We start from the raw sequence: 13185 nt of genomic DNA, 5'->3' as shown, positions 1-13185 counted from the left end.
TTAGAAACTTTATTGCTTCTGTATTCTATATTTAAGAATACAGAAGTAAGCCTAAACTCTTTAAAACCGCATAAAAACTATTCTAAACTAATCAATATCTTTTATAACTATATTCTGCTATCTGCTAAAAAAACTGAAATCGTCCTAATTTTCTAAATTTTTTATTTTTATTAATATAAAGTGAAGGAGTTTTTTATTTTTAAATGTTAAAATAGTTTCCTTTATATAACTAAAGAATTTGTTTACAGATATGTGTAAATAAAAGGATTTTAAATGCCAGCAACAAAAAAGTTAATAAAATATGGCAATAAAGTAACCAATATTATGTATGCTGATGACAATATACTTATATTTACAGATAAAAGTATAAAAATAATAGATAAAAATACGTTATCTCCAAAATATACTATTGCAAATGTTTCAAAATATCAATCTATTCATGAAAATAAAATTGTTACAGTTGGAGAAAATGTAAAAGTAATTAACTTTAAAGATGACATACTTTTAACAAAATTTTTATTGGACAATATTAGCTGTGTTACACTCTCTTCTGTTCTAATAGGAGTAGGTAAAAACAGTGGTGCAATTGCAATTCATAGTATTATTGGCGGAAAAAATTTAATAAACTTGAATATATTTAAAACAAAAATTGAAAATATATCTTTTTACACTGATTATATAGTCATTGCACAAAGTAAAAATCTTATTAAGGGCATTAATATCATAGAGAAAAAAATTGAATTTAAATATAATGACACTGCTAACATAACCTCTTTTACAATAGCAAACGATTTATGTTTTATAGCCAATCAAAACAATGAACTTAAAATTTATGATCTAAAAAACAGTAGAGTTACAGATACCATATATTTAGATTTCTGTATTAATAAAATGAAGTATGAAAATGGCTTGTTAATAATGCAATATGAAAATGGTTTTCAGGCACTAAATATTGATACATCAGAAAATTTTGTAATTGATGAAGATATTAAACCCATTATATTTGATTCACAAAATGATGAGTTAATAGCGGTTGATACAGACTATAATATTGTCAAATACACTATTAATGATCTTATTCCTGTAAAGGAAGAGCCTGAGGAAGATACATTTAAAGTAAAATTCTTAACTGTTGATGACAGTTCAACAATGAGACTGATAATCAAAAACTCCATTTTAAACAATTTTGAAGATGTAGAAGTTTATGAAGCAGAAGATGGTGTTAAGTGTTTAGATGTTTTGAAAAAAAATCCTGAAATTGATATTATTTTTATGGATTGGAATATGCCAAATCTTAATGGTTCTGAAACAGTTGATAAAATTAGAGAAAATCCGATCTATAACCATATAAAAATTATAATGGCAACAACTGAAGGTGCAAGAGAAAAAGTTAGAGAAATGGTAAGCAAAGGCGTAAAAGGATATTTAGTTAAACCTTTTAAACCTGAAAGTGTAGTACCTCTTGCACAAAAAATGATTGAGATAGTAAGAGAAGAGAAAAATGTTCAATAATGAAAATTATATACAAAAAAATGTTGACTACATTACAAAAAGCTATCTTAGAAATGTTATGCAGTTGGCAATATTTCATACAGGTGGCAATAAAATTTATGCTATCAATATCTCTAAAATTCAGACATTTCTTATTAAAGAAAGTATAGAAATTACTAAAACTCCTTCTGCTAATGGATTAGTAAACGGTGTTATTAATCTTCGTGGCGAATACATAACAATTGTAAATCTTGACAGATGGATTGGAGATAATGATATTGATGAAGATGTATATAAAATTATCATAGTTTGTAACTATAATGAAAGAAAAATAGGAATCCTAGTAAAAGATATCATAAAAATTGAAGAGAAAAACAGTAGTGACCTAAAACTTCCAAGCGGAAATGACCCAAAAATATCTTATGTAACAGAAATTGAAACTGATGATGGAGTTAATAAAACCTGCATTATATTTGATGCTGAAAAACTTTTATCAGATATTAATGTTGCAAAAGAGAAAGGAACAACTATTTACGATATTGGAACAATGGCTAAATTACCACCTATTCACTCAGATAAATACCTTCTTGTTGCAGAAGATTCAACTACAGTTATTGATAAATTGAATGAACTTTTTTCTTCTATTGGCATAAAATATGAGATTTTTGAAAATGGGCAACTACTTATAGATAGATTAGAAACTATGTTACCGAGTGAAATAGGACTTATTGTTACAGATATAGAAATGCCTGTAAAGAATGGTTATCAGGTTATTAAATATATCAAAGAAAATCCAGTTTATAAAGATTTACCGGTACTTTCATTAACCAGTATGACAAACATTGGTGTTAATGACAAAGTATTAAGTCTTGGAGCAATTGCTCTTATAAATAAGGCAGATATAAAAACCCTTTATAAATATATAAAACAGTATTTAGAACAATAAAAAAAATAAAAGGAAAAATATGAAAAAAATTGTCAGCATTAGAACAAAAAACAGTTGGTTGGGAGTGGGGATTTTCATTGCATTTATAATATTGCAAATAACAATTGGTTACAGAATATCTATGACTAAAGAGAGTATTGAGAAAAATCATGAGATATATCAAAAAGAGGTTATTTTACAAAATATCTATATAGAATTCTTGCAATACAAAAATGATAAGAATAAAATACATATTGATAAAATTAGAAAATATCTAAACACATTAGGAGAACCATATAGAAGCAGAATATTAAGTTATCTTCCAAATTTTGAAAAACAAGATCAAAACACTACATTACCAACAAAACTAGATCAATATTTAAAATCTTCTATAGCTAAAATTAAATCTGATTTGAAAATCTCAGACAATCTGGATATTACAAAAGAGAATATTATTATGTTTATAATCATTTTAATTATAAACATAATTATCAATTTAGCTCTCTATATATTTGCAAAAAGAATAATAAATAATATTGATATTTTACAAAACGGTCTTGTTACATTTTTTGAATACTTAAATAGAAATATATCTAATCCTACAAAATTAAATATAAACTCAAATGATGAGTTTGAAGTCATTGCTGACATAATTAATAAAAATATTGAAAAAATTGAAAAAGATTTACAAAAAGATAAAGAGTGTGTAGAAGAGATAAGAAATGTAGTTCATTCAATGTCAGAAGGAGACTTCTCATACAGAATACATTCAAACCCTGCCAACCCAGAAATAGCTGAACTTAAGAAAAGTCTTAACACATTTTTAGATGAGATACAAAAACTATACTCTACTATTTTATCTGTACTAGAAAATTATAAACAAGAAGATTACACACCTAGAGTCTCTTTAAAAGCAAAAGGTGAAATAGAGGTACTAATAGATGGCGTCAATAAACTTGGTGATTCTCTTAGCAATTCAGCACAACTTATTGCCAAATCTTTAGCAGAAAAAAGTGAAGTATTACAAGAGACATCTAATAAACTGACAGAAAATATTGATGAGCTTTCAAAAACATTGTCTCAAACAAATAAAAATATTGATATTGCTACAAATCAGATAGATGACATTATGCAAGCAATAGAATCAACAGTGCATAAAACAAATCAAATGAAAGAGGTAGCAAATAAAACTTCAGACTCTGCCCAAAAGGGTCAAAAACTGGCAGAAAATACTCTTAATGCAATGCAAGAAATCTACTCTTCTACAAATGACATAAGTGAAGCAATTAGTGTTATTGACTCTATTGCATTCCAAACAAATATCTTATCACTAAATGCTGCAGTTGAAGCGGCAACAGCAGGAGAAGCTGGAAAAGGATTTGCAGTTGTTGCTCAAGAAGTTAGAAACCTTGCAAATAAGAGTGCAGAAGCTGCTAAAAAGATTAAAGAGCTTGTCTCCAAAACACAAGTCAAATCAACTGAAGGTATTGAAATTTCAGAAAATATGAAAGAGAACTTTTTGTCAGTTGTAAAAAATGTTTCAAATACACTTGGGTTAGTCAATTCAGTTGCAAATGAGGCAGATGGAGAGATGAAAAAGATTGAATCAATCAATAAACTTATTAAAGATATAGATGAAATGACTAATCAGAATAAAGTTATTATGCAAAATACTTATGTTGTAACATATGACCTTTCAAAAATTTCAAATGAACTGTATGAACAAGTTAAAAATAAAAAATTTGTAAGTGATAATTGATGGATGAAATCAAAGAAGCTTTCATAGAAGAGAGTGAAGAACTTTTTGAAAATATCAACTCTCTATTATTAGAAGCTGAAGAGAATGGCTCCTTAAGTAAAGAAGAGATGGATACTCTATTTAGAGATATTCATACTCTTAAAGGAGGTAGTGGCTCTGTTGGATTTGAAAAGTTTTCAAAAATTGTCCATCTTTTTGAATCTTTGATGGATATGATCAGAAATGGTGCATTTGAAGCTACACCAGAAATTATTGAGTTTCTTATAGATGGCAGTGATGAACTAAACAACATACTTCAAAAAGAGTTTTCTGACAACTTAGACGATGATGAATTTGAAGAGAAATATAATCAATTCAAAAAACAGATAGATAGCTTTACAAAAAAAACGACTAATGATTTAGCTACCAAAAATAGAGATAAGTACGATACAAATCAAAAAAAATTGATTGAAATGAATGGAGGAGAGATTGTTGATCTTTTTGAAAAAATAAATAAAAGACTAAATGATTTTAACACTGTTGGCAGTTTAAGCAAAGAAGAAATTAGCGAACTTTTTAGAGAAATTCATACACTAAAGGCTAGCTCTCAGTTTATAGGATTTAAGTTTTTTCCAAAGTATATACATGAACTAGAAGAGTATCTAGATAAAATAAGAGATGGCTTTTATAAATATAATGCTAAAACCAATAAATTTTTTAAAAAAGCTATAAAAATAGCAGAAGCACTTATAGACGAAGAGCTAAATAATAATAAACATGAAATTGAACATATCCTTATAGATATAAAAAAAGAAATTTCAAAACTAAAACAATCTGATGATGTTGGCTTTGAGTTATTTGATGAGACTATTTCAACTTCAACTGATCAAGGTTTTGAGATATTTGATGAAGATTCAAAAAATAATTTAGGCTTTGAAATTTTTGATGAGACAAAAATAAATAACGCAATCAAGCATCAATCTTCAAATGATTCTATAGAAAAAGCTCAAAAGGAAGAGCAACAAAGTATAAAAAAAGATAATCTAGATAAACCTAAAAAAGATAAAAAAAGTAATGAAAACAAAAAAGTAACTTTAAAAAATATTGTCTCTAGTAACTCCATAAGAGTAAGTCTTGATAAAATAGATATATTGATGAATAAAGTCGGTGACTTAGTAATTACAAAGAGTATGCTATTTCAATTTGCAGAAGCTTTGGAAGATTATTCAATTAAAAATTTGATCACAGAACGATTGGAAGTCCTTGATAGAAATATTAGAGAGTTACAAGAGTCTGTAATGGGCGTACGGATGATTCCAATGAGCTCAGTATATTCAAAATTACCTAAAGTCATAAGAGATTTGTCAAAGAAGCTTGGTAAAAATGTCAAATTTGAACATTATGGAGATACTGTTGAAATTGATAAACTAATGGTTGAGTCATTAATGGATCCTCTAACACATATTTTACGAAATGCCTTGGATCATGGTATTGAAACAGTTGAGGAAAGAATTAAGGCAAAAAAACCTAAAGAAGGTAAAATAACAATTTCTGCTGCACAAGAAAGCGGACAGATCATTATTACCATAGAAGATGATGGTGCTGGCATAAATACAGCTAAAATAGGAGCAAAAGCTGTAGAAAAAAATATTATAACACAAGATGAACTTGAAAGAATGAGTCATGAAGATATAGCTATGCTTATCTTCTCTCCAGGTCTTTCTACTGCTAGTAAAGTAACCGATATCAGCGGTAGAGGTGTTGGAATGGATGTTGTTATGAACAATATCAACTCTATTGGTGGCACCATAAAAGTCTATACAAAAGAAGGTATAGGAACAAAATTTGTAATCATACTTCCATTAACATTAGCAATATTAGATGGATTAAATGTAAAAGTAGGTGATCATAAATTTATATACCCTTTAAATATGGTTCTTGAATCTTTTCAACCAATTAAAGAGATCATTAAAAATGTTGTAAATGATGGTGAAGAGATCCTAATCGTCAGAGATGAGTTTATACCAGTTATCAGACTTCATAAATTTTTTGGAATTGAACCAAAATATTATGATTTAACAAAAGGAATAGTGATAATTTCAAAAATTGAAACAAGTAAAGTAGCTATTTTTGTTGATGAATTTATGACACAAGAACAAATTGTTGTTAAATCTTTAGAAAAGAACTTCAGAAAAGTTAAAGGAATAAGTGCTTCAACAATAAGAGGTGATGGTAGCGTAGGATTGATTCTTGATATAGCCAATATTGTTGAAGAGAGTAAAAAACAGAAGGTTTCTAATGGAAATAATGGTATTTAATCTATTAAACTCTACATATGGAATAGAGCTTAATAGAATTAAAGGTATATTAGTTTATTCAGGACTTATAATTACACCTCTATACAATGAAAAAGAGTGGATAATAGGCGTAACAAATCTTAGAGGTGAAGTTATAGCTGTTGTTGATCTAAGAAAACGTTTTGCAAATAAAGCTACATATGATGAAAATACTGTTGTAATTGTCATCAAAACAAATGAAAATAAAATCATAGGTATTGTAGTTGACAATATTCAAAAAATTGCTGAAATAACAAACGAAAATATAATGAATACTCCAGATATTTCAATAGGAATGGATAGCAAGTATATTCAAGGTTTAGTGCAGATAGACTCAAATGAGATGGTAACTCTGTTAAATATAGACATTTTACTTAGTATAGAAGAGTTACAATGAAAGATATCATAATTTTAAGTGTTAAAGAGTATTCTGACATCTATTTTTCAGAAGATATAGAGATAGTCGAGAAAATTGAATTTGAAAAATGCAAATGTGTAAAAATTTTATTGAGTGGGGCAAAAAACTTTTTTCTTGTATTAAGAGTTTCAGATGAATCTTTAACAAAAATGTCAAAAAAATTATTTGGAATAGTAAATGAAGATATGAAAATTGATTTAATAAAAGAGATGCTAAATATAATTGCAGGAAATATTCAAACTAAATTAAATAAAGGGTATGAATTATCTTTACCTATATTATGCGATAAATGTAAAGTTAAAAATGGCCTCTTTTTTAAAAACTCAATATTAGAAATAGCTGTCTCAATTCAAAAACAATAGTTTACAGTTTTACTTTATGCTTCTTCAAATTAGAAGAGATTGTATTTATAATCTCTTCCTCTTTATTTAGTAACTCTTTGTTTTTTTCTTTAAAGCCATTAATACTTTTCATTAAAAAGTTTTTCTCTTTTTCATATTTTTCAATCTTCTTCTTTAAATTCTCTGTTAATAAACCAAAATATTTATATTGATTTTTTACCATAGACATACGGTTATTTAATTCAACCTCTTTATATTTTTTCTTGAGATTGACAACTATTTCTTTTGTATCTTCTATTGCAAACTCTAATTGTGAAAGTGTCTCTTTAGCTGCATCCAACTCTTTAGTAACCTTATTTAATTCACTCTCTTTATGTTTTAACTGCTTTTTAATAGAGTCTACATGTGTTAAAATTTTTTTTAATTCAGGTATAGGTGATGAATATCTGTTTTTATCAAAAGGGTACAGTTCTGGGTAGCGAAATTTTCCATATTTACCGGCATAAACATCTCTACGTAATGTTGAAACAAACTGGTTAAGAGATTGTGGATCTTTTTTGATTAAATTTATAATATATTTTGCAATTCTATTGTAAATGACATTATCGTGCTTCATATCATATTTAAAGATATAAGCACTTAGATATTCAAGTTTAACCTCAAAAATTTTATCTCCAACCGGCATTCCTTTCTGTTTTGCCAGAAGAAATATTTTTTCTTTAATTTTTTTTATAATTCTAGATAGTGAAAGATCTACAAACTCTTTATGGGTAAGCAAAAGCGGACTTAAAGTGTCATTTTTTACTTTTGAATTCAATAACTCTTTAACTATAGATTCTAAAAACTTATTTATATCAGGAATAAGACTGTTTTTTAATTTCTCTATCTCTTTAATATCCATATTAACCCTCTTGTTATAAAATTATAACAAAAAAGGAGATTTTTTGGACAAAAAGATAGAAAAAATAGAGGAGGAGTTATACAAAGCCTGTTTAGAAAATAACAATGAAAAAGTTTTAAAAATTCTACAAAACAATGCTAAAGATATTAAAATAGAGCATCAATTTAAAACTATGTTCTGGATAACAGATAGCCGAAATTTGGAAGCATTGAAAATTTTGTCAGACAACAGCAGTATTGATCTTCATCTATTTGATGACTTTTACTTCCGATACAGTGCCGGATGTGGATACTTAGATTTGGTTAAGTTTTTTTTACAAAAAAAAGCAGATATACATGCATTAAAAGATGATGCATTTATTTGGGCAGCAAGAAATGGTCATTTAGATGTAGTTGCATATTTAAAGAGCAAAGGTGCAAATATACATGCACGATTTGACCTTGCTATTGCTCTGGCAGCAAAAGAGGGACATTTTGATATTGTTAAATATCTTTACAAAGAGGGGCTTGATATCAGAACAGGTAAAGATGCTGCTCTAAGATATGCGGCTGAAAATGGACATAGTGAAATTGTCAATTTTTTGATAAAAAGAGGCTCTAACTATCATGCCGATGAAGAGTATGCTCTTAGAAAAGCACTAAAAAATGGTCATACTGAACTTGCATATGAACTATTAAGAAGAGGTGCCAACCCTAACGCAAACAATTATGAACTTCTAATTTGGGCAATAAAGAAAAGAAAACTTGACATTTTAGATATGCTGTTAAGTGCAGGTGGTGAAGCTGATTTTCATGATGGTAAATATTTGAAAATTGCAAAAGATCAAAAAGATTATGAACTTAAACAACTGCTAGAAAGCCATCTTGGTTCTTAAAAATATTTACTTATCCTTTTGCTCTGAAAAATTAAATGACTCAACTATAGATGCGACAATCGTTTTAAAAAAACTTTTCCTCTTATCTTTTGAACTTATTGGACGACAAGCTTCCATAACTCCATACCCAAGTCTTGCCATCAATATTCCATTTGCTATGCCCTGACCTGCCGAATATGAAATTTTTGATATAAATGAAGAGCTTGTTACATCACTTAAAAGGTCTGTTGCAAGTTCAGTAACTCCTGCAAAAAGTGCATTCATAGCCCCCTGCTTTAGAAGAAAAATTGTTGTAAAAGCTCCAGGCTTGTACCCGTAAATAGCAGCAATATCCTTTGTTAGCATAGTACTTCTCCATACTATCAGCACCATATCTACTAAAGGCACAGGAGATATAGCTGTAGAAAGAGCTACTTGAACAGAAGCATTATGTATCTTTTGTTTGGCTTTTTTATCTAAAACAGAAAGTACTGAATTATCCAACTCATTATAAATATCTTCATAAACTACAGAGTCGTTTATCTTATTTTTAACTTCATCTATCTTACATAGCAAATCTTTATCAGAACTGTTTTTATAGTGTTCAAACAGTATATTGGCTAATGTAACTATCTTTTCTGTTGGTTTACTCTTTTGAGATTTAAACTCCTCTTTGATACGTTGAGAACTTTTTAGCTGTTTTAACTGTTTAATAAAAGAAAATATATTAAAAAAAAGAACCAGCAATAAAAAGAGTAAACCTCCCAAATATATATACTCTGCAAAAGTACCGGAAGTTATGATATTGTTAACTGTTTGAATTGTATCTGCAATTATCGCAATTATTATAAAGAAAGCCAAAGCTGTAAAAATACCACTTAATCCACTGAAAAATTTGATAGATTTTTTTATAAATGAGACTTTTATCTCACTTTTGTCAATACTCTCAAAGTCGTAAGATGCAGATTCTTCAAATGTAAATTCATCTGATACCTCTTTTTTAAATGGCTTTATACTCTCTTTTTTTTCACTCTTTGCAATATCATTTTCTACAACCTTTTTAAAAGGTTTTGTTGTCATAACAGATCCCCTATAATCGATTCAATAACGCGATCCATATTTATATGATCAAAGGGCTCATCATCTTTATATGATTTTTTTGGAGGTAAAAACTCTTCATAAGCATAATTTTCTGTATCCCACTGATCAGGAGAAGGAAAGGATGATGGCATTTCACCTGGATATATTTCAACCAGCCTATTCTCCTTTGCATCAATTCCTCTCACACAAGATAGTGTTTTACCATTATACTTTCCCATTACAGTTTGAGTACTTTTTACTGATGCAACTACAAATGTATCTGTCTTGATATGATTAATATCTAAATCTTTTCTAATACCTTCAACCATTTCATTGAGTAAAGAGAGGTAGTTATTGTGCTGAGATGATGCAACCAAGTCTGCTTTAGTAGCAACAAATGTAACTTTTTTAATGGAAGGAGTAAACCATTGCAAAATGAAGTTTTTATCTTTATGTTCATAAATAGATAACATACTTCTAAGACCTGTTTTCATATCTTCATAACATTTAGGTCCATTTTGAAGAGCTTTGACAACATCTATTAAAACTATCTGCCTGTCAAACCCTTTGAAATACTCAAGCTGTATATCTTTGACAACATCATTCAAATAAGTTTCATACCTCTCTTTAAAGGCATGATATAAAGGAGAATTTGATTTATAAATAGGTGCGAATATAAGTAGAGGATCATCAGCCAAGTCTGCTGGCATTAAAAATCTTCCAGGTGTAAGATTTGAATAACTCTTTTTTTTGAAAAACATGATCATATTTGCATATTTAAAGTGTATCTTCTCTTCTATCTCTTTGCCAAAGCTTTTATCTGTTAACTCTTCTATCTCTTTTAAATAGTCTATTGCCAACTCTTCATCTATACTTTTTAGCCAATCAATAACCTTTTTAGACCACTCATCAAAACTCATCTGCAATAAAGCAAGGTCTAAAATCCACTCTCCTGGATAATCTATAAGCTCTATTCTGAATTTTGAATTGCCCTGCATAGGGAAACTGCTTTTACTTTCAAACTCTAAAGTAATTGAACTAATACTATCAGTACCATCTGGCCATTTATGATTTATTTTAATATCTTTACTAAATGTGTAGTAGTCAAAACGTTTAACAGAAGGTTTTGGAGGCAATAAACTAACTTTAAAAGTATTATGCTTTGATGTTACAAAGTCAATTTTTTTCTGATGAAGCAGTTGCTCAATGAGAGACGTTATAAATATTGTTTTTCCTGATCTGCTAAGGCCTGTAATTGCAATTTTTTTCGTTCGTATTGGTATTGATAAGTCATTCATAGACTCTTTTGCAGATTTAATTATGGTTTCAATTTTGTCATTAAATTTAGTGAAACCGTTTTTAAACATTACAAACCTTAAATTACTATTTTATAATCAAACAGGCATTTTAAACTTTTGCGTTATCAACTCACCCTCATCATTGAAATATAAATAGTAAAGAAGATCTTTTTTTACAGATTCTCCAGCAAGATAGCGTAGTGCCAAATTTGCTTGAAGAGATGCTATATGCATAACAATAGGAGCTGCAATCCCGGCAGGTTTTCTATCCATAACCTTGAAAGCATCAAAACTGCTCTTTTCAATGAAGCATACCTGTCCATTAAAGCTTTCTACAGAACCATAAATCCAAGGAGAGCCAATCTCTTTAGCAAACTTATCTATTTGAGCACGACTTGGCAAATTATCAGTAGCATCTAAAATAAGATCATAAGTTCGTTTCTCTTTTGCAAACTCTTCAAACTTCATATCAAAAGGAGTTACTTTAACATATGGGCAACGATTCTCAATCAGTTTTGCAGCAACTTCGCACTTTTTTTTCCCTTCATCACCTACTTTAAAAGCAATCTGACGGTGAATATTGTGTACTGAAACTTCATCAAAGTCAACTAAGTCTATATGCCCTATTCCGCTAGCACCCAATGCCAAACCTAAAGAGCTGCCAAGTCCACCTGAACCAATAATTGCAATTTTTTTATTTTGAAGATTAGCTTGTGTATCTTCTCCCCAAAGCATTACCTGTCGGTTAAAGTAGAGAAAATAGTCTTCCTTAAAATTTGCTGCATCATTCATCCGCCTCTCCTTTTTATCTGTTTTTCAAATCCCCAAAGCTTCTTGGCTTCACGAACTTCTTTGCGATCAACAGTAACAACCATCAAAGACTCTTTATCTTCAAGAAGATTTTCAATCTCTCCCATAGGAGTAATCAACATAGAATCACCATAAAACTTCCACTTAATATCTTTATCAAGATACTCACCGACACGATTGGCTCTTAAAATATAGATATTATGCAAGAAAGCTCTTGTTTTTAAAATTTCACGCCATCTTTGCAGTGATTCAAATGTTGCAGCCGTTGGAAGTAAAAGCACATCTACATCCCTGGCATTAAGACGATCAAAAAACCAGTTAAAATGAAGCTCAAAACCTCCTATAACACCAAATCGTACTCCTTCATGAGTAAAAACCATTGGATCTTCAAACTCTTTAACTTCATTTGCAAAATATTTTGCTTCATCCCAATGGCCATAATCAATAAGTATCTGCTGATAATAGGTATGTGTTGTTTTAGGAGTAACTTTTACAATAGTTTTATAGCAAACCTTGTTTTTTACTTGAACAAGAGGAGCAACTACCACCATATCATACTTTTTGCTAAGCTCTTTGATTACCCTTAAATGATGCTCACTTTGATCTTTTATCATATTTATAGGCATCTTTTCAAGCTCTTTAAAAAAGTGGTTTAAAACATACTCTCCCAAAAGTATTAATTTAGCATCTTTTTCTTTGGCTGTTTTAAAGTAATGCTCTAGAGCATTTGGATTCATTCCCTGAGTTGGCATTTGAAGCGCAGCCAGATTAATCATATAAGCTCCTCCGGATCAATCTCCTCTTTTTCAATAGTTTCAACCTCTATTTTTGCCTCTTCAAGAATCTTTCCTGCCTCTTTTAAAAGCTCCATTCCCTCTTTATAGAGTTTAACACTCTTTTCCAATGGAATCTCAGGATCCATCAACTGCTCCATTATCTTCTTCGCTGCCTCTACTCTCTCTTCAAATCCAAGCTCTTTTGCCATAGCTTCTCC

General features: G+C 29.2%; 13 protein-coding genes. 7 read left to right on the top strand and 6 right to left on the bottom strand.

What is annotated here, in order from left to right:
- Positions 1-273: 273 nt before the first annotated feature.
- Genes BM227_RS00455 through BM227_RS00430 form a run of 6 tightly spaced genes read left to right on the top strand, consistent with a single transcriptional unit; the run spans position 274 to position 7270 of the window.
- Positions 274-1512: a response regulator gene (locus BM227_RS00455; protein WP_092909847.1), complete on the top strand. Its 1239-nt coding sequence runs from the start codon at positions 274-276 to the stop codon at positions 1510-1512.
- Entirely contained in the window at positions 1502-2437 is a 936-nt protein-coding gene (locus BM227_RS00450) for a chemotaxis protein CheV (RefSeq protein ID WP_092909844.1), read from the top strand. Before BM227_RS00455 ends, BM227_RS00450 begins: the two co-directional genes overlap by 11 nt.
- Positions 2438-2456: 19 nt before the next feature.
- On the top strand, positions 2457-4175 hold the full coding sequence (locus BM227_RS00445) for a methyl-accepting chemotaxis protein (protein ID WP_092909842.1): 1719 nt from the start codon (positions 2457-2459) through the stop codon (positions 4173-4175).
- Entirely contained in the window at positions 4175-6472 is a 2298-nt protein-coding gene (locus tag BM227_RS00440; protein ID WP_092909838.1) for a chemotaxis protein CheA, read from the top strand. Before BM227_RS00445 ends, BM227_RS00440 begins: the two co-directional genes overlap by 1 nt.
- Positions 6453-6887, top strand: a complete 435-nt coding sequence (locus BM227_RS00435; protein ID WP_092909836.1) for a chemotaxis protein CheW — start codon at positions 6453-6455, stop codon at positions 6885-6887. Before BM227_RS00440 ends, BM227_RS00435 begins: the two co-directional genes overlap by 20 nt.
- A complete protein-coding gene (locus BM227_RS00430; RefSeq protein ID WP_092909833.1) occupies positions 6884-7270 on the top strand; it encodes a chemotaxis protein CheX in 387 nt (128 codons plus the stop codon). Before BM227_RS00435 ends, BM227_RS00430 begins: the two co-directional genes overlap by 4 nt.
- A 1-nt stretch (position 7271) precedes the next feature.
- On the opposite strand, the gene BM227_RS00425 is transcribed toward BM227_RS00430, so the two are convergent.
- Positions 7272-8150 (bottom strand): hypothetical protein, encoded by an 879-nt coding sequence (locus BM227_RS00425; protein WP_092909830.1) that lies wholly within the window; start codon positions 8148-8150, stop codon positions 7272-7274.
- 43 nt (positions 8151-8193) lie between these two features.
- On the opposite strand from BM227_RS00425, the gene BM227_RS00420 reads away from it, so the two are divergent.
- Positions 8194-9024, top strand: coding sequence for an ankyrin repeat domain-containing protein (locus tag BM227_RS00420; protein ID WP_092909827.1), 831 nt, complete (start codon positions 8194-8196; stop codon positions 9022-9024).
- A gap of 6 nt (positions 9025-9030) precedes the next feature.
- Here the strand turns inward: BM227_RS00420 and BM227_RS00415 are convergent, their stop codons facing one another.
- The 5 genes from BM227_RS00415 to xseB are packed head-to-tail and all read right to left on the bottom strand — an operon-like array spanning position 9031 to position 13176.
- Positions 9031-10083 (bottom strand): TIGR01620 family protein, encoded by a 1053-nt coding sequence (locus tag BM227_RS00415; RefSeq protein WP_092909824.1) that lies wholly within the window; start codon positions 10081-10083, stop codon positions 9031-9033.
- The gene (locus BM227_RS00410) at positions 10080-11450 is read right to left on the bottom strand and encodes a YcjX family protein (protein WP_143089668.1); all 1371 of its coding nucleotides are present in this window, start codon (positions 11448-11450) and stop codon (positions 10080-10082) included. The genes BM227_RS00415 and BM227_RS00410 overlap by 4 nt, the downstream gene beginning before the upstream one ends.
- Before the next feature lie 27 nt (positions 11451-11477).
- On the bottom strand, positions 11478-12173 hold the full coding sequence (locus BM227_RS00405) for a HesA/MoeB/ThiF family protein (protein ID WP_092909821.1): 696 nt from the start codon (positions 12171-12173) through the stop codon (positions 11478-11480).
- Positions 12170-12967 carry a carbon-nitrogen hydrolase family protein gene (locus BM227_RS00400; protein WP_092909818.1) on the bottom strand — a complete coding sequence of 266 codons (798 nt, stop codon included), beginning with the start codon at positions 12965-12967 and terminating at the stop codon, positions 12170-12172. Before BM227_RS00400 ends, BM227_RS00405 begins: the two co-directional genes overlap by 4 nt.
- Positions 12964-13176, bottom strand: a complete 213-nt coding sequence (gene xseB / locus BM227_RS00395) for an exodeoxyribonuclease VII small subunit (protein WP_092909815.1) — start codon at positions 13174-13176, stop codon at positions 12964-12966. The genes BM227_RS00400 and xseB overlap by 4 nt, the downstream gene beginning before the upstream one ends.
- Positions 13177-13185: the final 9 nt, after the last annotated feature.

Source organism: Hydrogenimonas thermophila (assembly GCF_900115615.1).
In the GTDB taxonomy this organism is placed as follows: Bacteria; Campylobacterota; Campylobacteria; order Campylobacterales; family Hydrogenimonadaceae; genus Hydrogenimonas; species Hydrogenimonas thermophila.
This window is presented reverse-complemented; position numbering and strand designations above follow the sequence as displayed.